We start from the raw sequence: 25,328 nt of genomic DNA on the forward strand, positions 1-25,328 counted from the left end.
TTTGGCCGGTCGGCTTATCCGCGCTTCATGGCGCTGCGTGGCTCACCCTCGCTCCAGTTGCCGGCCGCCCACATCGCATCGAAGGCGGCGCGATAGTCGGGATAGCGGAACCGATAGCCGGCGGCCTTCAGCGCCGCGTTGGAAACGCGTTTGTTCTCGCCATAGAAAGACCGCGCCATGGGCGAAAGTTGGGCGGTCTCGAAGGGAATTTCCGGCGGCGGTGTCGCACCCATCAGCCCGGCGGCATAAGTTACCACGTCCTGCGGCGGCGCCGGCATGTCGTCGGTGACGTTGAAGACCCCGCCCAGATCGCGCCCCGCAAGATGCCAGACGGCGCCGGCAATGTCCTCGCCATGGATGCGGTTGAACACCTGTCCCTGTTTGATGAGGCGCTTGGCGGTGCCGTTGGCGAGGTTCACCAGCGCGTTGCGGCCGGGGCCGTAGATGCCCGAAAGCCGCAGCACCGCAATCGGCAGTCCGGCCTCCACGCCCAGCGCCTGCCATTGCCTTTCCGCTTCCAGCCGCATGATCGAGCGGCGCGACACCGGCCGGCATTCGGCCGCCTCGTCCACCCAGCCGCCGCCATGGTCGCCATAGACGCCGACAGTGGAGAGATAGCCGATCCATCGCAACTCCGGCATGCCGTGCAGGATCTTCTCGCGTGCCGCGTTCAGCACCGGGTCGCCCGCCTCGTCGGGTGCGATGGAGATCAGCAGGTGGGTCGTTCCGGCGAGCCCGGCGGACAGTTCCCCGGTCAGCGCCCCGTCGAAGGCGAAAGGCTCGATGCCCGCCTGCCGCAGTGCCTCGAATTTTTCGGGCGAGCGCGTGGTTCCGGCGAGGCGAATGCCCGTTTCGGGCCTGGCCCGGCCGGTCGCCTTACCCGAATAGCCGGCTCCGAAGATGAACATTTTTATCGCGCTCATGCACGCTCCCCGCTTCAATCCGGCTGGCCGGTCGCCAATGCCCATTCCCGACGCACTTCTGCGTCGCTTTCCGTGTTTTGCCGTGCCGCCGCGAGCCTCGCGAAGTCCGGCGACCGCATCAGGCGCGACAGCGCCCACACGGCCGCACCACGCACCAGCGGCGAGGGATCGTCAAGCAGGCTTTCGCAAGGGGCAGCCAGCGCGTCATCGCCCGAATTGCCAGCGGCGATCAGCACGTTGCGGACAAAGCGGTCGCGGCCGATGCGCTTGACCGGCGAGCCCGAAAAGAAGGTGCGGAAGGCCGGGTCATCCATGGCCAGGAAATCCGCCAGCTTCGGCGCCAGAAGATCGTCGCGGGCGGCGAGCTTCGCTTCCGCAGCGGCCTGCGCGAACTTGTTCCACGGGCAGGCGGCGAGGCAGTCGTCGCAGCCATAGATGCGGTTGCCCAGCGCCGCGCGGAATTCATGCGGGATCGGCCCCTTGTTCTCGATGGTGAGGTAGGAGATGCAGCGGCGCGCATCGATCCGGTAGGGGGCGGGAAAGGCGTGCGTCGGGCAGGCGTCGAGGCAGGCGCGGCACGAGCCGCAATGGTCGATGTCCGGCTGGTCGGGCGCGATCTCGGCCGTGGTGAAGATGGTGCCGAGGAACAGCCAGGAACCGAACTCGCGGCTTACGAGATTGGTGTGCTTGCCCTGCCAGCCGATGCCGGCGGCCTGCGCCAGCGGCTTTTCCATCACCGGCGCGGTATCGACGAAGACTTTCACGTCGCCGCCGGCGCGCGCCACGATCTTGCCGGCCAGTTCCTTCAGCCGGCCCTTGATGACATCGTGGTAGTCGCGGTTGCGGGCATAGACCGAGATCGCGCCGCGCCCGGCCTGCTGCTGCAAGGCGCGCGGATCGTGGTCGGGGCCGTAGTTCATCGCCAGCACGACGATGGAGCGCACCTCCGGCCACAGCGTCTTCGGCGCGCTGCGCCGCTCGAAGGTTTCGGCCATCCAGCCCATCGAGCCGTGAAGCCCTTCGGTCAGGAACTGCGCCAGCCGGGCAGGGGCCTGCGGGATCGCCTCGGGCGAGGTGACGGCGATGGCGGCAAAGCCGGCATTGCGGGCCTCGCGCTCGATCATCTGCCGCAGGCGCTGGCCCGGCTCGGGCTTCGCCCTGGCGGCTATGTCAGAAGTCGAGGTCCGCATAGTGAGACACCGGCGAGATGCCGCGCACGCGGTCGCCGAGCAGCGGACGGAAAGAGGGGCGCGATTTCACGCGCGTGTACCAGTCGCGCGCGGCGGCGTGGCCGTTCCAGTCGATCTCGCCCAGATAGTCGAGCACCGAAATGGCGGCGGCGGCGGCGAGGTCGGCATAGGTCATGCGCGGGCCGGCCAGCCAATGGCGGGTGCCGGCCAGCCAGTTGGTGTATTTCATGTGCTGGCGGATATTGGAGCGCGCGGCGCGGATCGCGCCCGAATCGGGCGAGCCGCCGCCCATCTCGTTGGGCATCAGCGGCTTCAGCACGCGCTCGCGCACGAGATGCTTGGTCACTTCGCTCTCGGTCTTGACCAGATACCAGTCCACCAGCCGGCGGATTTCGGCGCGCGCCATCGGGTCCTCGGCAAACAGCCGCCGCTCGCGCTTCAAGACGCCGCGCGTCTCGTCCAGATATTCGGCGATCACGCTGGCGCCGATGATCGGCACGTCGCCCTCCGCCAGCAGCACCGGCAAGGTGCCGGCGGGGTTGAGCGACAGGAATTCCCTGCGCCGCGCCCACGGCTTTTCCTCGATCAGCGCCAGCTCCTCGCCATACTCGCCGAAGGCGAGGCGGACGAAGCGGCAGGAAGCGAACATGGGGTGGTGAAAAAGTGTCAGCATGGTTCCTTGGAGAAAACTGCGCTGGTCATTTTTCGGCCGCGCCGGTAGTTCTATTTAAGCCCGATTCACGAGGCTGTCATGGCGCATCCGTATAGGGACAGTTCGGCGCCATGACAAGCAAGCCTCACAATTCCCCGCATCGTTGAGAACCTGATGGAACATCAAACCATTGCCGAAGCCCTGCTGCTTGGTCTGCTCGAGGGGCTGACCGAATTCATCCCGGTTTCCTCTACCGGGCACATCCTGCTTGCCGGGCATTTCCTGGGTTTCCAGTCCACCGGCAAGGCCTTCGAGGTGTTGATCCAGCTCGGTGCGATCCTGGCGATCCTGACCGTCTATTTCGGCCGGCTGTGGAAGATCGCCACCGACCTGCCCAGTTCGCCGCGGGCGCGGCGCTTCGTGTTCGGCATCCTGATCGCCTTCCTGCCGGCGGCCGTCATCGGCGCGCTGGCGCATGGCTTCATCAAGACAGTGCTGTTCGAGACGCCGATGCTGATCTGCATCATGCTCATCCTTGGCGGCTTGGTGCTCCTGTGGGTCGACAAGCTGCCACTGAAGCCGACATATCACGAAGCGATGGATTTTCCGCTGCCGGTGTGCCTCGCCATCGGCTTCTTCCAGTGCCTGGCGATGATCCCCGGCACGTCACGCTCGGGCTCCACCATCGTCGGTGCGCTGCTCATGGGGGCCGACAAGCGCTCGGCGGCCGAGTTCTCGTTCTTCCTCGCCATGCCCACCATGGCGGGCGCCTTTGCCTATGACCTGTTCAAGAACCGCGACATCCTGACGGCGGCCGACCTGCCCATCATCGCCACGGGCTTCATCGCGGCCTTCGTCATGGCCGTCATCGTCGTGCGCTGGCTGCTCGATTATGTCTCGCGCCATGGCTATGCGCTGTTTGCCTGGTGGCGGCTGGCGGTCGGCGGCGCGGGTCTGGTCGCGTTGCTGGTCTGGGGCTGATTTTCCCTGACCGGCGGCTACCTGTCTGCTCGGCCGCACCCGAAAATACCCACCCCTGACCCCTCTCGCAAGGGAGGGGCCAGGAGCGGGGGTACAAGGCCACGCAAGCTAATCAGTAAAAGCCGCTCACCCGCAGCAGGACGACGTCAGCATCGCCGCGACGGTCTTGTCTTCGTCGGGATATTCGTCGTGGCGCTTCACCCAGTCCATGGTGTCTTTCTCGTTGCGGCCCTTGGGCGTGCGGTCGAGGAAGACATAGGTGCTGATCCTGTCCTCGTCGCCGCGCGCATATTGCGAGAAGGTGCGGTAGATGTTGCCGTCCGCGTCCTTGTAGAACACGGTCAGGCCATGCAACTCGTCCATCTCGAAATCGAGCGGCGCGAAATTGTAGATCGCGGTGCCGTTGGCGATGTCTTCCTTGTGGAATGAGACGCCGAAATCGTAGTTGAAGTCGCTACCGAAGGACGACACCCAGTCGAACTTCCAGCCCATGCGCTTCTTGTAGGCCTCGATCTGCGGCAATGGCGCGCGCGAAACCGCCACCACCGTCACGTCATGATGCTTCAGGTGCTGGATCGGGCCGTCGAGATGGTCGGCGCCGAACGAGCAGCCGACGCAGCCCGCTTCCCAGTCCGGGCCGAGCATGAAGTGAATGACGACCAGCTGGCTGCGTCCGTCGAACAGTTCCTCCAGCGTCTTGCGGCCCTGCGGCGTGTCGAACGCATAATCCTTGTCCACGCGCGTCCAGGGCAGCGCCTGCCGCTCGGCGTTCAGCCGGTCGCGATGACGGGTATATTCCTTCTCCTTCACCAGATGCGCCTTCTGCGCTTCCATCCATTCCTGCTGGGATACGATCCTGTGCGGTTGCATGTCTTCCTCCTGCGATCCGCTGGGATGGGATTTCGCCTTTGCTCCGGAAACTTCCAGGCACCGGGCCGGTTCCTTCCGGATGTGCAAAGACCGGCTTTGTATTTAACTTATAGGTTAAATATGAGCCGGACGGCATTCCCTGTCAAGTGCGGAACGGTTATTGTGAATGCTCAGGATGCGCGGCGCGATCGGAAATCGCCGCACGGCGGCGCAGCCAGCGGGCGACGAGCCAGCACAGCATTGCCCAGGCCGCGCCGATGCACCAGCCCGCGGCGACGTCGGAAGGCCAGTGCACGCCCAGATAGAGCCGGCTCAGGCCGACGATCAGCGTCGCCAGCACCGCCACCGCCAGCACATAGATGCGGGTGGCGCGGTCGTGCAGCGTCTGCGCCAGCAGCGCGCCGAGCGTCAGATAGATGACGGCCGACATCATCGCATGGCCGCTGGGAAAGCTCAGCGTCTGCACCTGCACCAGATGCGGCACGATGTCGGGACGGGGGCGGTCGATGCCGAGTTTCAGCAGGCTGCCCAGCACCTGCCCGCCGGCTATGGCTACGAAGACGAAGAGCGCCGTCCGCGCCTGCCGCACCACCAGCAGATAGCCGATCACGACGATAGTGATGAGCGTCAGCACCGCCACGCCGCCGAGGCTGGTCAGGTCGCGCATGGCGTCCTGCAGCCAGTGCGGTCCGATCGGCGTCGCCAGGTCGCCCGGCCTGCGCAGCGCCAGCAGGATTTCGGTGTCGAAGCCGTGCGGGGCGCTGTCGCGCGCCACCTCCATCAGCTCCACGAACCCCCAAAGTCCCGCCGTCACGATGATCGCGGCCAGCAGCACGGTGAACTCGACCTTGCCGAGTAGGCCGGATGGCGCTGTCTTCATGAAGGCTCCCAGATGCTTTGTCGCTGGCAGAGATGCAGGACTTGGAGCATGATCCCGAAAAGTGGAAAACCGGTTTTCGGAAAAGATCATGCTCAAACAAATAGATAGAGTCCGATGATGTTTTCTCGAAACATCATCGGACTCTAGATAGGCAGCCAAGTCGCCTTGGCCATCGCCGAGGCGAAAACTTATTGCCCGCCGGCCTGGGGTCCGAGGGTGATCAGCCCCACCGCAAGGATGGCGAGCACGATGCCGCCGCTTTGCAGCGCCGTCAGCCGCTCGCCGAAAAAGGCCAGCGCGATCACATTGATGGCGACGAGCTGGATGATGGCCGAGAGGCTGAAGGCCGAGGCCATGCCGAATTCGCGCACCAGCCGCAGCATTACGAGGTTGCCGGCCGAATAGAGTATCAACGTCAGCGCCAGTTTCGGCATGCTTGGCGCCAGCGCCCAGGATTTCGCGCAGGTTGCGGCAAACAGGAAGATCACCGTCGAGGCGACGAGCTGCAGGAAGCCGGATAGGGTCAAGTCGGTCTCCACCGGGCATGGCGCGGAAAGGCCCCATGGCACCGCTTCAATCCGGCCCGTTGCGCGATCTGTCGTATAAAGACCCGATGCCGTCAAGGTGCCTTCCCTCACGCCAGTTGCGTCTCGGTTGCTGGTCCAGCCCTTGCCTGGCCCGCCGTCCCGCGCTTAGCTGTCGTGGCGACGACAACGCCGCCTGCGCGTGGCTGTAATCCGGGGAAAACCAATATGAGCGAACTGAAGACCGCCATCATCACCGCCGGCGGCAGCGGCATGGGCGCGGATGCCGCGCGCAAGCTGGCGCAGGACGGCTTCAAGGTCGCCATCCTGTCCTCTTCCGGCAAGGGCGAGGCGCTGGCGAAGGAACTCGGCGGCATCGGTGTCACCGGCTCCAATCGCTCCAACGACGACCTCAAGCGGCTCGTGGACGCGACTGTGGAGAAATGGGGCCGCATCGACGCCGTGGTCAACAGCGCCGGCCACGGGCCCCGCGCCCCGATCCTGGAGATCAGCGACGACGACTGGCATCTGGGCATGGAAACCTACCTCCTGAATGCCGTGCGCATGGCGCGCCTCGTCACGCCGGTCATGCAGGCGCAGAAGTCGGGCTCCATCGTCAATATCTCGACCTACGCCGCCTTCGAGCCGGAAGCGCTGTTCCCGACATCGGGGGTGTTTCGCGCAGGCCTTGCCGCCTTCACAAAACTGTTTGCCGACAAATATGCGTCCGAGAATGTACGCATGAACAATGTGCTGCCCGGCTTCATCGACAGTCTGCCAGAGGCCGGGGATCGCCGCGCACGCATTCCCATGGGCCGCTATGGCCGCGTCGGGGAAGTGTCGGAGCTGATCGCCTTCCTCGCCAGCGACAAATCGAGCTACATCACCGGCCAGAACATCCGGGTGGACGGCGGCATCACGCGCTCGGTGTAAGGGAGCCTTATCGGCGGCGGTTGCGCAGGATCGCCCTGGCGATGCTGTCGGCCTGCCGCACCGACTCCCGGAAGCAGCCGCGAATGCTTGGCCGCATGCCGAGGAACCACAGGCCCGGCGCGTCGGGATGGTCGGCGCCGTTGACGAGCGGAAACCCCTTCTCGTCCAGCACGCCGAATGCGCCGACAAGCCCCTCGAGCCCGGTGCGGTAGCCTGTCGCGGCGATGGTCACGTCCGGCTGAACCGTTTGCCCGTCGCTGAGCACCACCGTGCCGTCGGTGTGGAACGCGTGCACCGTCGGCACGACCTTGATGCGTCCGGCCTTGATTGCGTTCATCGCGCCGTCGTCTGCGGCGATTGCGGTGTAGTCGGAGCGCAGGCGGCTGACGCCGCCGCCCGGCGCTTTGGGCAGGCCGTAGCGGGTCATGTCGCCCCATATCAGCCGCTGGGTCGTCGCCACCACGAAATCCGCGAGCCGGTTGGGCAGGGAAGCGGTGATGGGTGAGAATTTGTGCACGGCCACCTTGGCGATGCGCTTGGGCAGGATCGCCGGCCCGTTGCGCGCGGCAAGCCAGAGCTGGCCGGTCTGCACACGGATGAGATGGTTGAGAAGGTCGAAGCCGGAATTGCCGGCGCCGATCACCAGCACCGACTTGCCGGCATGGGCCGCCGCCTCGCCGAAATCGGCGGCGTGGATCAACCGGCCGCCGAATGTCTCGGCGCCCTTCCATTGCGGCATGTAGGGGTGTTTGTCACGGCCGGTCGCCACCACCACGTCGCGTGCCGTCCAGGCATGGCCATTGGCATGGACCGTCCACAATTTGTCCGCGCGGGAGATTGCGTCCACCCGTATGCCATATTCGATCGGCAGGTTCTGGCCTTCGCCGAAGGCCGTCAGATGCGCTACCAGCTGGTCGCGATGGGGAAAGGCCGGCGTCCCCTTGGGAAAGGAGGTTCCCGGCATGGCCGAGAGATCGCGGTGGGTGTTGAGCGTCAGGTTGCCATGCCGCCGCCGCCACGGTTCGCCGATCCGCGCCTCCTGTTCGAGGATCACGGCTGGCAGCCCCTGTTCGCGCAGTGCATGGGCGCTTGCCATGCCGGCCGCGCCCGCCCCGATGACGATGACCCGTTCGGCATCCGTGGAAGACATGTCGTTCTCGCTGGAATTGCGGCGCCGGGATCGGCGCAGGTTCTGTTCCTTGTGGAACAAGCGCCTGTTTTGGGCAAGACTTGGGCCGACCGACAATGATCTTTCGCCTTACCGTGCTTTCGGATAGAGCGTCGGGCAGGAAACGACACATGCCCTCACTGCGCAAGACATTCGACGCCTATCTCGACGGGAGAGCCGCCCCGGTGCCTCGCATGGATCTGGCGCCGGAGGCACGCCTGCGCCTGGTGCGCAGCCATGGCGATTTCTCGCTCGCCTATTCGACGGCCGTGCAAGGCGGCCTTTCCTATTTCGGCGACGACGAGGGCTATATCGCCTTTGCCACCAAGATGGGCCGGCATTTCGTCCTGGGCGATCCGGTCGCGCCGGCGGCCGCGCGGGCCGATTACATCCGCCGCTTCGTGGCGGCGGCAGGCGACCCATGGTTCGTGCAGGTCGGGCGCCGGACGGCGCAGGCGCTCGCCGGGTTCGGCTATCAGGTCAACCATGCCGGCATCGACACGCGCCTGGTGCTTGCCACGCACGACTTTTCCGGCACGCGCAACGAGACGGTGCGCTATTCCGAACGCTGGCTGTTCAAGCGCGGCTATGCGATCGTCGAGGACGACGGCGACACCGCCTCGCGCGTCCATGTCGAGAGCCTTTCGGCGCAGTGGCGCGCCGAGCGCATCGTCAAACGCCGTGAGATGACCTTCCTCAACCGGCCGTTCAAGGTCGGGCTGGGTGATGCCATGCGCCGTTTCATGCTGCTCGATCCGGACGGCAGGGCCGTGGCGCTGCTCGATTTCGACCCGATGTTCCGGGATGGCGAAATCCTGGGCTACACCACCGCCTTCAAGCGCAAATTCGCCGACACCACGCCGCATGCCGAGATCGGCCTGACGAAATTCGCGGTCGACCGTTTCCGCAAGGAAGGCCATGGGCAGGTCACGCTTGGCCTCTCGCCGCTTGCCGGCATCGAGGACACGGGCTTTCGTGAAAGCCGCTTCTGGCGCGCCATGTTCGAGCGCGCCTATGCCTCGCGCCGCGTCAACAGCCGCATCTTCAACGTGCAGGGGCAAGCCGCCTTCAAGCGCCGCTTCCACGGCGAGGAGGAGGCGACCTTCATCGCTTTCCGCCGGGGCTCGCCCTTCGGCATGACCGCGCTTTTGCGGCTGTGCAAGGCGATCTGATTCCCACCGCCCGGATTTGACTCATGCTGCCTTGCGCGCGGCGAAGCGGTTGCCCGGCAGGTGCGTGACGCGGCCGTAGCGGGCAAGGGTGACAAGCACCTGCGCGACGCGGTGCTCGGTTCTCCTGCCGCCCCTGCGGAAGCCACGGGCGATTTCCAGAGCTTCCATGGGCCGTCCTGCCGCCGACAGCACCGCCTCCACCGCCAGCGGCTGTTCGTAGCGGTCCGAAGGCCATGCGGGCAGCGCCTTGTCGATTGCGACGACATTTTCGCCAAAATCCAGCGCGCCGGTTCTGGCGGCGGCACCTTTGGCAAAACGCGGTATCTGGTATTCGGGCCGCAGCCAGCGCACATGGCCAGCGGCTTCCTCCCGCGCCCGCTCGGCGTTCAGCGCCACCAGCCGCTCCAATATCTGCTCGTCGGCCAGATCGGCCGGCCAGCCATAGGCTTGCGCCGACAGCCGGTCGATCGTCTCGTGCAGTTCTTTCAGGATGAGGACGAGCCCGCGCGCCTTCACGTCCTCCTCCTTGCCGGAAAGCTTTTCGCCGGGCCGAAGCGCCTTCAGCCTTTCCAGCACATTGTAAAGGCCGGTCAGCGTCAGGTCGGGATTGTCGGCCAAAACCCTCTTGCGCGTGGCGTCCAGTTCCTCACCGTCCGCGCGAAGTTTTTGGCGAAGGTCCTGCCCCGGATCGGGGAAGGGGAAGGGATCGAAGCATCGTGATTTGGAATAGCGCGGATCGTTGCCATAGCCCAGCCAGCCGCCGACAATCGGTGCCCATGCGGTATGAATTCGGCTGGAAAGAATGGAGAGTGTTGCAGCGTCGTCGCTCGCCATCACCACGATCATGTTGTCGGCGAGTATCGAGGCGTCGAGAAACTGAAAAACGCGGTGCTTGGCCGTCTCGACGGTCGCGATATAGCGGCCGAGACCGGCAAGCGCGGGACGAAGCTCGCTCCGAGGTTTGCCGAAAATCCACCAGTTTTCCAGATATGTCAGCGCATCCTTGGTAGGAGATTTGTGGAATTGCTCCTGTCGTTTTGCTTTCACCGTCTGGATCAAGTGCTGATAGACTTCGGGAAACTCGCGCCGTACCTTTTCACCCGACTTGCCGAACAGATCTATCACCATCGCGCCGCGTGACCGCGAGGTCAGGTCGCGCCCGTTTCGGTATGGCCTGATATGCTTTTCGAGACCGGGGCGGGAACCAAGTCCCAGATGCTCGGCCTCCGAGGGCTGGACGATGAAGCCGGCGCCATGAAGCTTCACGCCGGGTGAGCATATGCCTACATTGCCTCGCAACGGCAGAGCTTTGGTCGCATCGACGCCGATGCTTAGGTCAGGATTGATCGACCCCACCCGCGTCGAGAGCTCGATCCTCGGATCGTCCGTATCGAGAAGCGTTTCGGCGACCGTCTCGCAGACTCCTCCATCCTTCCTGCCCGCCTCGCATACGGTCATGGCGATCCGCACCGCCGCGCTGTCGCGGGTGGCCCTGGTCCATGGATGATCGGGAATGGCGAAGATCAGGCTGATCGGCGCTTTCGCGTTCAGGTGCCTTTCCATCACCCGGCGCTGAAAGACCTGGCTGATCGAATTGGTCGTAACGAGGCCGAAGCGTCGCAGCGGCGTCTTCCTGCGTGTCAGAAGCTCGGCCGCGCGGTCCCACCAGTACATGACGAAATCGGCGCTTTCGTTCATGTGGCGGTGCGCGCTCCAGAGCGCTTGCGCATAGCCGGAGCCCAATCGCGAACGGATGTCCTTGCCGCCGATGAATGGCGGGTTGCCGACGATGAATTCCGCCTCCGGCCAGTCCGGCCGGCGCGCATTCGGACAGGTCTCGATGCGCTTGCCGTCTTTTTCCTCCACACTGGCAAGCGGACAGCCGTCCCAGGTCAGCACCGCGTCATAGCCCTCGCGGCGGCCGAAATTGATGTTCCTGAAAGCGCGCAATATCGGCTCGGCGGGGTGGCCGGTGCGGTTGCGATAATGCTGCTGCAGATAGCCGATCCACACCACCAGTTCGGCGATCGCCGCCGCGCGCGGGTTCAGCTCCAGCCCGAGGAACTGGTGCGGATCGACCGTCTCATGCTCCAGCCCGAGGCTTTCCGGCACGCCGAGACGGGCAAGAGTTTCCAGCACCTCGCCCTCCAGCTTCTTCATCAGTTCGAGGCTGACATAGAGGAAATTGCCGGTACCGCAGGCCGGGTCGAGCACCCGCGTCGCGCAGAGCCGGTGATGGAAGTCGCGCACGATCTCGATTGCCCGCTTTTCCTCGCCTTCCTCCTTGGCGGCTTCGGCCTTGGTCAGCGCCCTTTGCCAGTCGCCGCGCAGCGGCTCCATCACGGTCACCTCGACCAGCCGCTGCACATAGGCGCGCGGCGTGTAATGCGCTCCGAGTTTCTTGCGTTCACGCCGGTCCAGCGCCTGCTCCAGAAGCGTGCCGAAGATGGCCGGGTCCACTTCCGTCCATTTCGCCTTCGCGGCCGCCAGCAGTTCGCCGATTTCCTCGCGCCCGAGCGGAAAGGCGCGCGCGTTCCTGAACAGGTTGCCGTTGAAATGCCGAAGATGCGTGCGGAACGCCGAAAAGAAGCGACGCTCATGCGATGGCTCGTCCATCTTGGCCCACAGTTCCTCGACGAGCGGCACGAACGCGCCGGGGCTTTCCAGGCAGTCGCCGAGCATTTTCGCGAACTCGCCGCGCGGCAGCAGGTCCACATCCTCCGCGAACATGGTGAAGATGCAGCGCATCAGGAAATGCGCCACCTCCTCGGCCGGGTGGTCGGCCTCCAGCGCCTTGCTCACTTCGGCCAGCCGGGCGGCGATTTCGCGCGTCACGCGGGCCGATTCCCGCGCCGGGTCGAGGCTTGCCGGATCGGTCCAGATTTTCGCCAGCAGTTCGCGGGTGTCGGGTTTGCGCAGGTCCTCCAGATAGATGCGGAAGCCCTTGCGGTCCGGAAACTGGCTGTAGGCGCGCCCGGTGCCGGTGAAATCGGCATAGATCTCCAGCGCGTGGCCGACATCGCAGGTGAGGATGAAGGGCGGCGCCGCGTGGTCTGCGTCGAGCAGGAAGACATAGTTTTCCGCCTGCCGGCGGGCATTCTGCATCATCACGTCCCAGCCGCGCGCCACAGTCCTGCGGCCAAGCTGTTCCGCCTCCGATGCCGGCGCGGGCGGCTGGCCGGGAATGGCGTTCTTGCCGCCCGGCAGGCGCGACTGCTTGGCCTCCAGGATGAAGCAGCCCTTCTTGTAGAGGTCGATGCGTTTGCTGGCGGCAATTGGGTCGCTTTCGCGCCGGCGCACCGCGCGCTCGAACACATAGTCGTTGAATTCGCGCTCCGCCTCGGCCGGGTCCGGCCGCGCAACGCCGATCATGTCGCACAATTCGGTCAGGAACATCTGGTAGTTGGCCCGCTCCGCGCCACCTTCTCGCGCGGTCCAGCGGGCAATAAATGCCTCGATCTCCACGGCCCCCTCCCTGGAAACGCGAAGCGCAAAACCCCCTTCGGGCGGCGGCACCCCTGCCGCACGCCCGCGCTCCGCCGCCGATCCTGAATCTATCCGCTATTACCTAAGGTAGTATAATTGTAAAATGCAACTTTTGATTGATCGCGGGGGAGATATTTTCAGCTACAGTGCTTGCGCGGCTGCGCTTGTGAAGCCTTGCGCGCCCTGCTAAATGCGCGATCATGACCACAGCGCTCGACCACATCCGCAATTTCTCCATCGTCGCCCATATCGACCATGGCAAATCCACGCTTGCCGACCGGCTCATCCAGATGACCGGGGGCCTCGACTCGCGCGAGATGGCCGGCAAGGAGCAGGTTCTCGATAATATGGATATCGAGAAGGAGCGCGGCATCACCATCAAGGCGCAGACCGTGCGCCTGAACTACCGCGCCAGGAACGGCGAGGATTATATCCTCAACCTTATCGACACGCCCGGCCATGTCGACTTCGCCTATGAAGTGTCGCGCAGCCTCTCGGCCTGCGAGGGGTCCCTACTGGTCGTCGATGCCTCGCAAGGCGTCGAGGCGCAGACACTGGCCAATGTCTACCAGGCGATCGACAACAACCACGAAATCGTCGTGGTCCTGAACAAGATCGACCTGCCCGCCGCAGAGCCTGAGCGCATCAAGGAGCAGGTCGAGGAAGTCATCGGCATCGACGCCTCCCAGGCCGTGATGATCTCGGCCAAGACCGGTATCGGCATCGAGGACGTGCTGGAGGCGATCGTCGCCCAGCTTCCGCCGCCGCGCGAGGGCGACGCCAAGGCGCCGCTCAAGGCCATGCTGGTCGACAGCTGGTACGACGCTTATCTGGGCGTCATCGTTCTGGTCCGCGTCATCGACGGCGTGCTGAAGAAGGGCCAGACCATCCGCATGATGGGCACCGGCGCGAAATATCCGGTCGAGCGTACGGGCTTCTTCACGCCCAAGATGATACAGGCTGACGAGATCGGCCCCGGTGAATTCGGCTTCATCACCGCTTCCATCAAGGAGGTGGCCGACACCCGCGTCGGCGACACCATCACCGAAGACCGCCGCCCCACCCAACAGGCGCTGCCGGGCTTCAAGCCGGCGCAGCCGGTCGTGTTCTGCGGCCTGTTCCCGGTCGATGCCGCCGACTTCGAGGATTTGCGCGGCGCCATGGGCAAGCTGCGTCTCAACGACGCTTCCTTCTCCTACGAGATGGAAACCTCGGCCGCGCTCGGCTTCGGCTTCCGCTGCGGCTTCCTCGGCCTGCTGCACCTCGAAATCATCCAGGAGCGGCTGGAGCGCGAGTTCAATCTCGACCTGATCGCCACCGCTCCCTCCGTCGTCTACCGCATGGTCATGACCGACGGCACGGTGAAGGAGCTGCACAACCCGGCCGACATGCCCGACGTGGTCAAGATCGACCATATCGAGGAGCCGTGGATTCGCGCCACCATCCTCACGCCCGACGAATATCTCGGTGGCATCCTGAAGCTGTGCCAGGACCGCCGCGGCATCCAGGCCGACCTGTCCTATGTCGGCAAGCGCGCCATGCTGGTCTACGACCTGCCGCTCAACGAAGTCGTCTTCGATTTCTACGACCGGCTGAAGTCGATCTCCAAGGGCTATGCCTCCTTCGACTATCACCTCACCGACTATCGCGAAGGCGATCTGGTGAAGATGTCGATCCTCGTCAATGACGAGCCGGTGGACGCGCTTTCCATGCTGGTGCACCGCACGGCGGCCGAAAAGCGCGGCCGCGTCATGTGCGAGAAGCTGAAGGAGCTGATCCCGCAGCACATGTTCAAGATCCCGATCCAGGCGGCCATCGGCGGGCGCATCATCGCGCGCGAAACCATTTCGGCGCTGCGCAAGGATGTGACCGCCAAGTGCTATGGCGGCGACGTGTCGCGCAAGCGCAAGCTCCTCGAAAAGCAGAAGGAGGGCAAGAAGCGCATGCGCCAGTTCGGCAAGGTGGACATCCCGCAGGAAGCGTTCATCCAGGCGCTCAAGATGGGCGACAATTAGTCCCTTCCGCTTCGTGCCCATGAGGGAGAGCCTCGCCATTTGGCCCCGCCTTGCGGGGCCTTTTCATTCCGGCCTTGTCCATGGCCGTGGCGTCCGTGACCGGGGGCTGGCCATTCCCGAAATATTCCGATAGCTTGAATGCACACCGAGGGGTGCCCCGACAGGGGGCTGAGATACTGACGGCCGCAGGCAGCGCAGTGACCCTTTGAACCTGATCCGGGTCATTCCGGCGAAGGGACGGCTCAAGCTATCTCCTTTGCCGGTCTCTTTATGTGAGGCCGCCATGTCGAAAACTCCGATACGTTCCCCGTTCCGCGTCGAGGCCGTTTGCCCGGCCAGCACCGCCGTTGGCTTCCTGTGCGGGGTCGCCCGCAACACGGGAGACGCCGCATGATCAGCAACATATTGAGCATTGCCGGCACCGACCCGACCGGCGGCGCCGGCATTCAGGCCGACCTGAAGACCTTCAGCGCGCTGGGGACCTACGGCATGTCCGTCATCACCGCCGTCGTCGCGCAGAACACGACCGGCGTTTCGTCCTTCGTCACGCTGGAGCCGGATTTCGTCGGCGCGCAGATCGATGCGGTCTTCGAGGATGTCCGCGTCGATGCGGTGAAGATCGGCATGGTGCCGACAGCCGCCATCGCAAGCGTCATCGCCGGGCGGCTGCGCCGCCATGGCGCGCGCAACATCGTGCTCGATCCGGTCATGGTCGCCAAGTCGGGTGATCATCTGTTGCAACCCGACGCGGTTGCGGTGATCCGCGACCGCCTCCTGCCGCTCTGCTCGGTGGTGACGCCGAACCTCCCCGAAGCCGCCGTTCTCTTGGATGCCGAGCCGGACTGGTCGCTGGCCGAAATGCATGTCCGCCTGCGCGAACTCGCCCGTTTCGGCAGCGAGGCGGTGCTGCTGAAAGGCGGCCATCTGGGCGGCCGTGACAGCGTCGACCTGCTGCTGTCGGGCGGCAGGGTGAGCGCCTACTCGCAGCCGCGCGTGGCGACCCGCAACGACCACGGCACAGGATGCACGCTCTCGGCCGCGCTGGCGGCTTTGCTGCCGTCCATGCCGCTGGAAGCGGCAACGCAAAAGGCCAAGCGCTACCTGACCGGCGCGCTGGCTGCCGCCGACCGGCTCGATGTCGGGCACGGCCATGGCCCGGTGCATCATTTCCATGCGCTTTGGACATCGCACGAAGCGCATTCCGCGCGGGCGCTGGCTCCCGCGGATTGACAAGCCGGCCGCAGGCGATCAGTCTGCGGCCATCACCTGGGGAGCCCCGACAAGGGGCTGAGAGACTGCTGGCCGCGTGCAGCGCAGTGACCCGTTGAACCTGATCCAGTTCATACTGGCGTAGGGATGGTGCAAGGGCTCATCGGCTCGCGGTCCGTCAAAAGACCGCCGGGAAAAGCAGGACAACAGGCTTCCTCCCCCGATCACGGTCCATATCCTCCTTCCGGCATCCGAACTGGGTCTCCAATGCAAGCGGGCAAAGGAGGTCCCTATGAATGCTCATGCGAAAACCACGACACCCGTCGTCACCACCGGCGCGCTGCCGGCATCGCGCAAGGTCTACAAGCCGGGCGCCATGCATCCCGGCATCAGCGTGCCGATGCGTGAGATCGACGTTCACCCCAGCGCCGGCGAGCCGCCGGTGACGATCTATGATTCGTCCGGCCCCTACACCGATCCCGGCAAGGCCGTCGCCATCGAGCAGGGCCTGCCGCGCATCCGAGACGGCTGGATCGCCGCGCGCGGCGATGTCGAAGCCTATGGCGGACGGCTGGTGAAGCCGGAGGACAACGGCTTCGTCTCCGGCGAACGCCTGACGCCGGAATTCCCGGTGCGGCATCGCCCGCTGCGCGCCGTGCAGGGCCGTGCCGTTACCCAGCTTGCCTATGCCCGCGCCGGCATTGTCACGCCGGAAATGGAATTCGTCGCCATCCGCGAGAATCTCGGCCGCGAAAGGCTGCGCGAGCAGGCCAAGCGTGACGGCGAGAGCTTCGGGGCGGCCATTCCCGACTTCGTGACGCCGGAATTCGTGCGCGACGAGGTGGCGCGCGGCCGCGCCATCATCCCCTCCAACATCAATCACCCCGAAAGCGAGCCGATGATCATCGGCCGAAACTTCCTGGTGAAGATCAACGCCAATATCGGCAATTCCGCCGTCACCTCGTCCATGGCCGAGGAGGTGGAGAAGATGGTCTGGGCGATCCGCTGGGGCGCCGACACGGTCATGGATCTGTCCACCGGCCGCAACATCCACAATATCCGCGACTGGATCATCCGCAACGCGCCGGTGCCGATCGGCACGGTGCCCATCTATCAGGCGCTGGAGAAGGTCGGCGGCATTGCCGAGGATCTGACCTGGGAAGTGTTTCGCGACACGCTGGTCGAGCAGGCCGAGCAGGGCGTGGACTATTTCACCATCCACGCCGGCGTGCGGCTGCACCACATTCCGCTCACCGTCGATCGTGTCACCGGCATCGTCAGCCGTGGCGGCTCGATCATGGCCAAGTGGTGCCTGCATCATCACCGCGAAAGCTTCCTCTACGAGCATTTTGCCGAGATCTGCGACATCGCGCGCGCCTATGACGTGTCGTTCTCGCTGGGTGACGGCCTGCGCCCGGGCTCCATCGCAGACGCCAACGACGCGGCCCAGTTCGCCGAGCTGGAGACGCTGGGCGAGCTGACGCAGATCGCCTGGGCCAGGGATTGCCAGGTGATGATCGAAGGTCCCGGCCATGTGCCGATGCACAAGATCAAGGAGAACATGGACAAGCAGCTCGAGGTCTGCGGCGAGGCGCCTTTCTACACGCTCGGGCCGCTCACCACCGATATCGCGCCGGGCTACGACCACATCACGTCGGGCATCGGTGCGGCCATGATCGGCTGGTTCGGCACGGCCATGCTCTGCTACGTCACGCCCAAGGAGCATCTGGGCCTGCCTGACCGCGACGACGTCAAGACCGGCGTCATCACCTACAAGATCGCCGCCCATGCCGCCGATCTGGCCAAGGGGCATCCGGCGGCCAAGATCAGGGACGACGCGCTGTCGCGGGCGCGCTTCGAATTCCGCTGGGAGGACCAGTTCAACCTGTCGCTCGACCCGGACACGGCGCGCGCCTTTCATGACCAGACGCTGCCCAAGGAAGCCCACAAGGTGGCGCATTTCTGCTCCATGTGCGGGCCGAAATTCTGCTCCATGCGCATCTCGCACGACATTCGCGATGCCGCGCGCGAGGAGGGCGAACGCCGGCAGGGCATGGCTGAGATGGCGCAGAAATATCGCGAGGGCGGCGATCTCTATGTCCCGGTCGACAAGGCGGAGGCATGAGCACCGTGCATGCGCGGTTTAAAGCGTGATCCCAAACCGGTTTTCGGGAAAAGATCATGCTTCGCCAAACCGAGGCCGATGATGTTGCGAAAAACGTCACCGGCCACCGGAGGCGTTCCCGTCAGGCCGTGAGGCCGACGAGGTTCATCAGGAAGCGGAAGACGAGCGCCACGACGCCAAGGCTCAGCACGCTCGCCGCCCAGATCAGCACCAGCCAGCCGATCCGCTTCGGCCAGTTGGGCGAAGGGGAGGAGGCCGCCATCAGTGGTAGCCTTCTCCGGCCTTCACCTTGCCGCGGAAGACGTAATAGGACCACGCGGTATAGGCCAGTATGATGGGGATGATGAACAGCGCCCCCACCAGCGTGAAGCCCATGCTCTGCGGTGGCGCGGCGGCTTCGCGCAAGGTGATGTCGGGCGGGATGATATGCGGCCACAGGCTGATGCCGAGCCCGCTATAGCCGAGGAAGATCAGGAACAGCGCCAGCACGAACGGCCCCGCATGCGGGGTGCCGTGCAGGCTGCGCAGGATCAGCCAGGTGCATACCAGGACCAGCACCGGAACCGGCGAGAACAGGACGATGTTGGGGAAGCTGAACCACCGTTCGGCGATTGCCGGATGGGCAAGCGGGGTCCACAGGCTGACGATGCCGACGACCACCAGCAGAAGCATCGTCACGGGCCGGGCCAGTGCCACCATGCGCTCCTGCAGCGCGCCTTCCGTCTTGATGATGAGCCAGGTGCTTCCCAGAAGCGCATAGGCGACCAGCACCCCGAGGCCGGTGAACAGGCTGAACGGCGTGACCCAGTCGAGCGCGCCGCCGGCATAGGCCCCGTTCTCGACCTTGAAGCCGTTGAGGAACGCGCCCAGCGCCACGCCCTGGAAGAAGCTTGCCACATAGGAGCCGCCGGCAAAGGCCTTGTCCCAGAAGGCGCGATGGTGCTGGTCGGCCTTGAAGCGGAATTCGAAGGCCACCCCGCGCAGGATCAGCCCCAGCAGCATGATCACCAGCGGCAGGTAAAGCGCGCTGAGGATGATCGAATAGGCCAGTGGGAAGGCGGCCAGCAATGCCGCGCCGCCCAGCACCAGCCAGGTTTCGTTGCCGTCCCACACGGGCGCCACGGTGTTGACCATCACGTCGCGGTCCTCGCGGTCGCGCACGAACGGGAACAGGATGCCGATGCCGAGATCGAAGCCGTCCATCACCACATACATCATCAGGCCGAAGGTGATGATGATGGCCCACACTACCGGAAGATCGATGCCCATCTTGTCAGCCTTTCGTGTCCTGGCGAGGAGAAGCGAACATTTCCATCTGGTCGGGCGCGGCCGACATGGGCCGTGCCGGCCGTCCGGCGCTGTGCTCGCCTTCCGGCGGTTCGTCCGTGGTGTCTTCCGGCCCCTTGGCGACCAGTCTCAGCATGTAGCGGGTGCCGACGCCGAACACGCCGAAATAGACCACGATGAAGGCGATGAGCGTGACGCTCATCGCCAGCGTCGAGTGGTTGGACACGGCATCCCTGGTGCGCATGATGCCGTAGACGATCCAGGGCTGGCGGCCGATTTCGGTGGTGAACCAGCCGGCCAGTATGGCGATCAGCCCGGCTGGCCCCATCACCGTGGCGAAGCGCAGGAACGGGCGGGTCAGGAAGAGATTGCCTTTCCAGCGCAGCCACAGCGCCCACACCGCCAAAAGCAGCATCAGCACGCCGAGCCCGACCATCACCCGGAAGCTCCAGAACACCACGGTCGAATTGGGCCGGTCTTCGGGAGCGAATTCCTTCAGGCCTGGGAACTGGCCGTCCCATGTGTGAGTCAGGATGATGCTGCCCAGGCGCGGCACCTGCAGAGCATAGAGCGTCTCTTCCTTTTGCATGTCCGGCCAGCCGAACAGGGTGAGCGGCACGGCTTCGCCAGGCTTGTTCTCCCAGTGGCCCTCGACGGCGGCGATCTTGGCGGGCTGGTATTTCAGCGTGTTGAGGCCGTGCAGGTCGCCGATGAAGATCTGCACCGGCGCTGAAAACAGCAGCATCCACATGGCCATGGAAAGCATGGTGCGCACACGCTGGTTGTCGTTGCCGCGCAGCAGGTGCCATGCGCCGGAAGCGCCCACGAACAGCGCCGTAGCCAGATAGGCGGCCACCACCATATGCGCCAGGCGATAGGGGAAGGAGGGGTTGAATATCACCTCCAGCCAGTTCACCGGCACCACGATGCCGTTGACGATCTCGAAGCCCTGCGGCGTCTGCATCCAGCTGTTGGAGGCAAGGATCCAGGTGGACGAGATCAGCGTGCCGAGCGCCACCATGACCGTCGAGAAGAAATGCAGCCCCGGCCCGACGCGGTTCCAGCCGAACAGCATCACCCCGAGGAAGCCGGCTTCCAGGAAGAAGGCGGTCAGCACCTCATAGGCCAGCAACGGGCCGGTGACGCTGCCGGCGAATGTGGAGAAATAACTCCAGTTGGTGCCGAACTGGTAGGCCATGACCAGGCCGGAAACCACGCCCATCGCGAAATTGACGGCGAATATCTTCGACCAGAAATGGTAGAGGTCGCGATAGACCGCGTCGCGCTTCCACAGCCACAAGCCCTCCAGGACGACGAGGTAGCTCGCCAGCCCGATGGTGATGGCGGGGAATATGATGTGGAAGGAGATCGTGAAGCCGAACTGGATGCGGGCTAGTTCAAGTGCTGTCAGGCCGAACATCTGGGACCTCTTTGTCGAGCACAACCACGCTGCACACGGCTGCGCATATGAGCCGAAGACCTTCCAGCCGCCGGCAAAATTGTAATCATTCTCCCTGTGGTTGTCATCCTGAACCCGAAAATGCCGGAAGTCGAACCCGACATTTTGCCCCATGAGGCGCGTTGTCCTGCGACAGTTTTGCAGCAAGCCGCTTCTCCGGGGTGCCGAATCAGATGCCCCTCTGCCGGTTGACTGCCAGCCGGGCGGGGCTCATCGTGGGCGCGACATGACGACGCAGATTGATCTGAGCGGGCTGAAATGCCCCCTGCCGGCCCTGAAGACGCGCAAGGCGCTGCGCGATCTTGCGCCGGGCGAGCAAATCCGGGTTATCTGCACCGACCCGTTGTCCGCCATCGACATTCCCAGTCTGCTTTCCGACACCGGAGACCGCCTGCTGGAGACGAAAAAACAGGGCGGGCGTATCGTTTTCGTGATCGAGAAGCGTGTCGCGAATGGCGCTTGAAAGTGTTGATTTTCTTCGCCCGGGCTGATTGGCTTGCCCTATAGTGGCTATAGGCTGGCATAGCTCCGACGTCTGATCCCGGGAGGTGACGCAGGTGAACATCCAGGACCCAAAGTTGCGGCGCGGCAAGGATCGCGGCCCCAAGGGGCGCGGACTTGACGATCACGCGCTGCACGAGGTGCGTGCGCTCCTCGGCGACAGGCCGCGCCGGCGCGACCTGCTGATCGAATTCCTGCATCTGGTCCAGGATGAGTACGGCTACCTGTCGGCGGCGCATCTGCGCGCGCTGGCCGAGGAGATGCGCCTGTCGCAGACCGAGGTCTACGAGGTCGCGTCGTTCTACGACCATTTCGACATCGTCAAGGAAGGCGAGACGCCGCCGGCGCCGCTGACCATCCGCGTCTGTGATTCGGTAAGCTGCATGGTGGCCGGCTGCGAGGCGCTGATCGGGGAACTGGCCGCCGGCATCGATTCCGATGCGGTGCGCGTCGTGCGGGCGCCCTGCATGGGTCGCTGCGGCACGGCTCCGGCCGCGCGCATCGGCAATCGCGAGGTGGACAACGCCACCAGCGAGGGTCTGCTGGCCATGGCCCGCGAAGGCGAAATCGGCACCGTGGTGCCTTCCTATACCGGGCTCGACGCTTATCGCGCGGCCGGCGGCTATCGCCTGCTGGACAAGGTGCGCGCGGGCGAGATCACGCCGGACGCGCTGATGGAAACCATGCAGGCCGCGGGTCTGCGCGGCCTCGGCGGCGCCGGCTTCCCGGCCGGCAGGAAATGGAGCATCGTGCGCTCCTTCCAAGGCCCGCGCCTGATGACCATCAATGGAGACGAGGGCGAGCCCGGCACCTTCAAGGACCGCGTCTATCTGGAAAACGACCCGCACCGCACGCTCGAAGGCGCGCTGATCGCGGCCCATGCGGTCGAGGCCCAGCGCATCTATTTCTACATGCGCGACGAATATCCGGGCGTGCTGCACATCCTGCGCACCGAGATCGCGGCGCTGGAGAAGGCCGGCATCGCGGCGCCCGGTTTCATCGAACTGCGCCGCGGCGCCGGCGCTTACATCTGCGGCGAGGAAAGCGCGATGCTGGAATCGATCGAGGGCAAGCGCGGCCTGCCGCGCAACCGCCCGCCCTACATCGCCGAGGTCGGCCTGTTCGGCCTGCCCACCCTCAACCACAATGTCGAGACGCTGTGGTGGGTGCGCGACATCGTCGAGAACGGCGCCGAATGGTTCGCCGCCAGGGGCAAGCCCGGTCATCCGGGCGTTCGCTCCTGGTCGGTGTCGGGCCGGGTGAAGGAGCCGGGCGTGAAGCTGGCGCCGGCGGGCGTCACCGTGCGCGAGCTGATCGAGGAATATTGCGGCGGCATGGCCGATGGCCACGAGTTCAAGGCCTATCTGCCCGGCGGCGCTTCGGGCGGCATCCTGCCCGCCTCGCTCGGCGACGTGCCGCTGGATTTCGGCGGCGAGCTCGCCAAGCTCGGCGCCTTTGTCGGCTCGCATGCCATCGTCGTGTTCTCGCAGGCCGACAGCGCCCGTGACGTCGCGCTCAACCTGCTGAAATTCTTCAAGCATGAAAGCTGCGGCCAGTGCACGCCCTGCCGCGAGGGCACGGGCAAGATGGCGGCGCTTCTGCAGCAGCCTGCGCCGCTCGACGAGACGGCGATCCGCGATCTCGAAAGCGTCATGCGCGACGCTTCCATCTGCGGGCTTGGGCAGGCTGCGCCCAACCCGGTCAACCATCTGCTGACCTATTTCCGGGATGATCTGTAATGGCCGGTACGATCAAGTTCACGCTCGACGGTAAGGCGGTTACGGCCGCCGAAGGCGAAACCATCTGGGAGGTGGCCAAGCGCGAAGGCACGAAGATTCCGCATCTGTGCCATGTCGATCTCCCCGGCTACCGTCCGGACGGCAATTGCCGCGCCTGCATGGTCGATGTCGAGGGCGAGCGCGTGCTCACCGCCTCCTGCATCCGCAAGCCGACCGAAGGCATGGTGGTCCATACCGACACCGAGCGCGCGCAGAAATCGCGCGAAATGGTGTTCGAGCTTCTGGCCAGCAACATGCGCCCGGCCGATGAGGGACCGGACAACCAGTCCCCGTTCTGGGAGTGGGCCTCGTCCATGGGCATTTCCGGCAGCGACCGTTATGCCACCAAATTCGGGGACAATGGCGACGCCGCCGGGTTCGACATCTCCAATCCGGCCATCGCCGTCAATCTCGACGCCTGCATCGCCTGCAATGCCTGCGTGCGTGCCTGTCGCGAGGTGCAGGTCAACGACGTGATCGGCATGGCGAATCGCGGCGACCACGCCATTCCCGTCTTCGACATGCACGACCCGATGGGCAATTCCACCTGCGTGACCTGCGGCGAATGCGTGCAGGCCTGCCCCACCGGCGCGCTCTACGAAAAGTCGCTGATGGACAAGGACTACCGCACCCGCGCCGTGCAGTCCTTCGACAAGGTCGTGGATACGCTGTGTCCCTTCTGCGGCGTCGGTTGCCAGACGCGGGTTGCCGTGAAGGACAACCGCATCGTCCAGGTCGATGGCCGCGACGGGTTCGCCAACCAGAACCGGCTCTGCGTCAAGGGCCGCTTCGGCTACGACTACGCGATGTCGCCCGAGCGGCTGACCAGGCCGCTGATCCGCCGCGACGACGCGCCGAAGGCCGGTGATGCCGACCTGCGCGGCGTCGATCCGCTGACCATCTTCCGCGAAGCGACATGGGAAGAGGCCATGCAGCGCGCATCGGCCGGACTGGTGTCGCTGCGCGAAGAGCATGGCGGCGCGTCGCTGGCCGGCTTCGGCTCCGCCAAGGGCTCCAACGAGGAGGCCTATCTGTTCCAGAAGCTGGTGCGGCAGGGTTTCGGCACCAACAATGTCGATCACTGCACGCGGCTGTGCCACGCCTCGTCCGTGGCCGCGCTGATGGAAGGCGTGGGCTCCGGCGCGGTGTCGGCACCCTTCAACGACGCCATGAAGGCCGATTGCATCATCGTCATCGGTGCGCGCCCCACAACCAACCATCCGGTGGCGGCGACCTTCTTCAAGCAGGCGGTCAAGCTGGGCAAGAAGCTGATCGTCATGGACCCGCGCGGTCAGGACCTGATGCGCCATGCCTATCAGGCGCTGCGCTTCACGCCCGGCAGCGATGTGGCGATGCTCAACGCGCTTCTCCACGTCATCATCGAGGAAAAGCTCTATGACGAGCAATATATCCAGGCGAACGTTTCCGGCTTCGAAGCGCTGAAGGAGAAGGTCAAGAAATTCTCGCCGGAGGAAATGGCGCCCATCTGCGGCATTGCGGCGGACGTGCTGCGCGACGTCGCGCGCACCTACGCCAAGTCCGAGCGCTCGATCATCTTCTGGGGCATGGGCGTTTCGCAGCATGTCCACGGCACCGACAATTCGCGCTGCCTGATCGCGCTGGCGCTGATCACCGGGCAGGTCGGCCGTCCCGGCACCGGGCTGCACCCGCTGCGCGGCCAGAACAACGTGCAGGGCGCTTCCGACGCCGGGCTGATCCCGATGTACTATCCCGACTACAAGTCGGTGGAGAACATCGACATCCGCAGCCATTACGAGAACTTCTGGGGCCAGACGCTGGACCCCAAGAAGGGGCTGACCGTGGTCGAGATCGTGGACGCCATCCACGACGGCGAAATCAAGGGCATGTACATCATGGGTGAGAACCCGGCCATGTCCGACCCGGACCAGATCCATGCCCGCAATGCGCTGGCCAAGCTGGAGCATCTCGTCGTCCAGGACATCTTCTTCACCGAGACGGCCTGGCACGCCGATGTCATATTGCCGGCCTCGGCACATGCCGAAAAGCTCGGCACCTTCACCAACACCAACCGGCAGGTGCAGCTCGGCCGACCCGCGCTCGACCTGCCGGGCGAGGCGCGGCAGGACTGGGAGATCATCGTCGATCTTGCCCATGGGATCGGGCTCGACTGGAACTACAGCCACGTCTCGGAGG

The 25,328-nt window shown here is 64.9% G+C and carries 20 protein-coding genes and 2 riboswitches; of the genes, 9 read left to right on the top strand and 11 right to left on the bottom strand.

Annotated elements, in window-relative coordinates:
• Positions 1–14 precede the first annotated feature (14 nt).
• From C7441_RS19555 to C7441_RS19565, 3 genes are read right to left on the bottom strand one after another with little or no spacing between them, the layout of a single operon-like run.
• The gene (locus tag C7441_RS19555; protein ID WP_109614305.1) at positions 15–923 is read right to left on the bottom strand and encodes an SDR family oxidoreductase; all 909 of its coding nucleotides are present in this window, start codon (positions 921–923) and stop codon (positions 15–17) included.
• A gap of 14 nt (positions 924–937) precedes the next feature.
• On the bottom strand, positions 938–2,113 hold the full coding sequence (queG, locus tag C7441_RS19560; RefSeq protein WP_109614306.1) for a tRNA epoxyqueuosine(34) reductase QueG: 1,176 nt from the start codon (positions 2,111–2,113) through the stop codon (positions 938–940).
• Positions 2,094–2,786: a glutathione S-transferase family protein gene (locus tag C7441_RS19565; RefSeq protein WP_109614307.1), complete on the bottom strand. Its 693-nt coding sequence runs from the start codon at positions 2,784–2,786 to the stop codon at positions 2,094–2,096. Before C7441_RS19565 ends, queG begins: the two co-directional genes overlap by 20 nt.
• Positions 2,787–2,939: 153 nt before the next feature.
• On the opposite strand from C7441_RS19565, the gene C7441_RS19570 reads away from it, so the two are divergent.
• Positions 2,940–3,746 (top strand): undecaprenyl-diphosphate phosphatase, encoded by an 807-nt coding sequence (locus C7441_RS19570; protein ID WP_109614308.1) that lies wholly within the window; start codon positions 2,940–2,942, stop codon positions 3,744–3,746.
• A 126-nt stretch (positions 3,747–3,872) separates the two neighbouring features.
• Here C7441_RS19570 and C7441_RS19575 read toward each other — a convergent pair whose 3' ends face one another.
• From C7441_RS19575 to C7441_RS19585, 3 genes are all read right to left on the bottom strand, one after another.
• A complete protein-coding gene (locus C7441_RS19575) occupies positions 3,873–4,616 on the bottom strand; it encodes a DUF899 domain-containing protein (protein WP_109614309.1) in 744 nt (247 codons plus the stop codon).
• A gap of 157 nt (positions 4,617–4,773) precedes the next feature.
• Positions 4,774–5,496: a phosphatase PAP2 family protein gene (locus C7441_RS19580; RefSeq protein ID WP_019171950.1), complete on the bottom strand. Its 723-nt coding sequence runs from the start codon at positions 5,494–5,496 to the stop codon at positions 4,774–4,776.
• A gap of 188 nt (positions 5,497–5,684) precedes the next feature.
• Positions 5,685–6,023 carry a hypothetical protein gene (locus C7441_RS19585; RefSeq protein WP_019171949.1) on the bottom strand — a complete coding sequence of 113 codons (339 nt, stop codon included), beginning with the start codon at positions 6,021–6,023 and terminating at the stop codon, positions 5,685–5,687.
• Between the two features lie 225 nt (positions 6,024–6,248).
• Between C7441_RS19585 and C7441_RS19590 the strand changes: the two genes are divergently transcribed.
• On the top strand, positions 6,249–6,953 hold the full coding sequence (locus tag C7441_RS19590) for an SDR family oxidoreductase (protein WP_019171948.1): 705 nt from the start codon (positions 6,249–6,251) through the stop codon (positions 6,951–6,953).
• 7 nt (positions 6,954–6,960) lie between these two features.
• Here C7441_RS19590 and C7441_RS19595 read toward each other — a convergent pair whose 3' ends face one another.
• Positions 6,961–8,103 (bottom strand): flavin-containing monooxygenase, encoded by a 1,143-nt coding sequence (locus C7441_RS19595; protein WP_170125198.1) that lies wholly within the window; start codon positions 8,101–8,103, stop codon positions 6,961–6,963.
• 149 nt (positions 8,104–8,252) lie between these two features.
• On the opposite strand from C7441_RS19595, the gene C7441_RS19600 reads away from it, so the two are divergent.
• On the top strand, positions 8,253–9,293 hold the full coding sequence (locus C7441_RS19600) for a phosphatidylglycerol lysyltransferase domain-containing protein (RefSeq protein WP_109614311.1): 1,041 nt from the start codon (positions 8,253–8,255) through the stop codon (positions 9,291–9,293).
• A gap of 21 nt (positions 9,294–9,314) precedes the next feature.
• Here C7441_RS19600 and C7441_RS19605 read toward each other — a convergent pair whose 3' ends face one another.
• Positions 9,315–12,758 carry a class I SAM-dependent DNA methyltransferase gene (locus C7441_RS19605; protein WP_109614312.1) on the bottom strand — a complete coding sequence of 1,148 codons (3,444 nt, stop codon included), beginning with the start codon at positions 12,756–12,758 and terminating at the stop codon, positions 9,315–9,317.
• Positions 12,759–12,979: 221 nt separating this feature from the next.
• Here C7441_RS19605 and lepA point away from each other — a divergent pair, with 221 nt between their 5' ends.
• From lepA to thiC, 3 genes are all read left to right on the top strand, one after another.
• Positions 12,980–14,794 (top strand): translation elongation factor 4, encoded by a 1,815-nt coding sequence (lepA, locus tag C7441_RS19610; RefSeq protein ID WP_109614313.1) that lies wholly within the window; start codon positions 12,980–12,982, stop codon positions 14,792–14,794.
• 138 nt (positions 14,795–14,932) lie between these two features.
• Positions 14,933–15,049: riboswitch (TPP riboswitch) on the top strand.
• 135 nt (positions 15,050–15,184) lie between these two features.
• The gene (gene thiD, locus C7441_RS19615) at positions 15,185–16,024 is read left to right on the top strand and encodes a bifunctional hydroxymethylpyrimidine kinase/phosphomethylpyrimidine kinase (protein WP_109614314.1); all 840 of its coding nucleotides are present in this window, start codon (positions 15,185–15,187) and stop codon (positions 16,022–16,024) included.
• 27 nt (positions 16,025–16,051) lie between these two features.
• Positions 16,052–16,169: riboswitch (TPP riboswitch) on the top strand.
• A 126-nt stretch (positions 16,170–16,295) separates the two neighbouring features.
• The gene (gene thiC, locus C7441_RS19620; protein ID WP_109614315.1) at positions 16,296–18,128 is read left to right on the top strand and encodes a phosphomethylpyrimidine synthase ThiC; all 1,833 of its coding nucleotides are present in this window, start codon (positions 16,296–16,298) and stop codon (positions 18,126–18,128) included.
• 121 nt (positions 18,129–18,249) lie between these two features.
• Here the strand turns inward: thiC and C7441_RS19625 are convergent, their stop codons facing one another.
• The 3 genes from C7441_RS19625 to C7441_RS19635 are packed head-to-tail and all read right to left on the bottom strand — an operon-like array spanning position 18,250 to position 20,835.
• On the bottom strand, positions 18,250–18,390 hold the full coding sequence (locus C7441_RS19625; RefSeq protein WP_019171942.1) for a DUF2474 domain-containing protein: 141 nt from the start codon (positions 18,388–18,390) through the stop codon (positions 18,250–18,252).
• Positions 18,390–19,397, bottom strand: a complete 1,008-nt coding sequence (gene cydB / locus C7441_RS19630; protein WP_109614316.1) for a cytochrome d ubiquinol oxidase subunit II — start codon at positions 19,395–19,397, stop codon at positions 18,390–18,392. Before cydB ends, C7441_RS19625 begins: the two co-directional genes overlap by 1 nt.
• Positions 19,398–19,401: 4 nt before the next feature.
• Positions 19,402–20,835: a cytochrome ubiquinol oxidase subunit I gene (locus tag C7441_RS19635; protein WP_109614327.1), complete on the bottom strand. Its 1,434-nt coding sequence runs from the start codon at positions 20,833–20,835 to the stop codon at positions 19,402–19,404.
• A gap of 265 nt (positions 20,836–21,100) precedes the next feature.
• Here C7441_RS19635 and C7441_RS19640 point away from each other — a divergent pair, with 265 nt between their 5' ends.
• The 3 genes from C7441_RS19640 to C7441_RS19650 form a co-directional block, all read left to right on the top strand.
• The gene (locus C7441_RS19640; RefSeq protein ID WP_109614317.1) at positions 21,101–21,337 is read left to right on the top strand and encodes a sulfurtransferase TusA family protein; all 237 of its coding nucleotides are present in this window, start codon (positions 21,101–21,103) and stop codon (positions 21,335–21,337) included.
• A 94-nt stretch (positions 21,338–21,431) separates the two neighbouring features.
• A complete protein-coding gene (locus C7441_RS19645) occupies positions 21,432–23,114 on the top strand; it encodes an NAD(P)H-dependent oxidoreductase subunit E (protein ID WP_109614328.1) in 1,683 nt (560 codons plus the stop codon).
• Positions 23,114–25,328, top strand: a 2,215-nt coding sequence (locus C7441_RS19650) for a molybdopterin-dependent oxidoreductase (protein WP_109614318.1), incomplete at its 3' end; no start/stop codon positions are given. The genes C7441_RS19645 and C7441_RS19650, both read left to right, overlap by 1 nt.

Origin of the sequence: Pseudaminobacter salicylatoxidans (assembly GCF_003148475.1) — a bacterium.
Classification (GTDB): Bacteria; Pseudomonadota; Alphaproteobacteria; order Rhizobiales; family Rhizobiaceae; genus Pseudaminobacter; species Pseudaminobacter salicylatoxidans.

What these genes read in the sequence shown, in the direction of transcription:
- C7441_RS19555 (WP_109614305.1), bottom strand. Translation starts at nt 923, where the DNA reads ATGAGCGCGATAAAAATGTTCATCTTCGGAGCCGGCTATTCGGGTAAG.
- queG (WP_109614306.1), bottom strand. Translation starts at nt 2,113, where the DNA reads ATGCGGACCTCGACTTCTGACATAGCCGCCAGGGCGAAGCCCGAGCCG.
- C7441_RS19565 (WP_109614307.1), bottom strand. Translation starts at nt 2,786, where the DNA reads ATGCTGACACTTTTTCACCACCCCATGTTCGCTTCCTGCCGCTTCGTC.
- C7441_RS19570 (WP_109614308.1), top strand. Translation starts at nt 2,940, where the DNA reads ATGGAACATCAAACCATTGCCGAAGCCCTGCTGCTTGGTCTGCTCGAG.
- C7441_RS19575 (WP_109614309.1), bottom strand. Translation starts at nt 4,616, where the DNA reads ATGCAACCGCACAGGATCGTATCCCAGCAGGAATGGATGGAAGCGCAG.
- C7441_RS19580 (WP_019171950.1), bottom strand. Translation starts at nt 5,496, where the DNA reads ATGAAGACAGCGCCATCCGGCCTACTCGGCAAGGTCGAGTTCACCGTG.
- C7441_RS19590 (WP_019171948.1), top strand. Translation starts at nt 6,249, where the DNA reads ATGAGCGAACTGAAGACCGCCATCATCACCGCCGGCGGCAGCGGCATG.
- C7441_RS19595 (WP_170125198.1), bottom strand. Translation starts at nt 8,103, where the DNA reads ATGTCTTCCACGGATGCCGAACGGGTCATCGTCATCGGGGCGGGCGCG.
- C7441_RS19600 (WP_109614311.1), top strand. Translation starts at nt 8,253, where the DNA reads ATGCCCTCACTGCGCAAGACATTCGACGCCTATCTCGACGGGAGAGCC.
- lepA (WP_109614313.1), top strand. Translation starts at nt 12,980, where the DNA reads ATGACCACAGCGCTCGACCACATCCGCAATTTCTCCATCGTCGCCCAT.
- thiD (WP_109614314.1), top strand. Translation starts at nt 15,185, where the DNA reads ATGATCAGCAACATATTGAGCATTGCCGGCACCGACCCGACCGGCGGC.
- thiC (WP_109614315.1), top strand. Translation starts at nt 16,296, where the DNA reads ATGAATGCTCATGCGAAAACCACGACACCCGTCGTCACCACCGGCGCG.
- C7441_RS19625 (WP_019171942.1), bottom strand. Translation starts at nt 18,390, where the DNA reads ATGGCGGCCTCCTCCCCTTCGCCCAACTGGCCGAAGCGGATCGGCTGG.
- cydB (WP_109614316.1), bottom strand. Translation starts at nt 19,397, where the DNA reads ATGGGCATCGATCTTCCGGTAGTGTGGGCCATCATCATCACCTTCGGC.
- C7441_RS19635 (WP_109614327.1), bottom strand. Translation starts at nt 20,835, where the DNA reads ATGTTCGGCCTGACAGCACTTGAACTAGCCCGCATCCAGTTCGGCTTC.
- C7441_RS19640 (WP_109614317.1), top strand. Translation starts at nt 21,101, where the DNA reads ATGACGACGCAGATTGATCTGAGCGGGCTGAAATGCCCCCTGCCGGCC.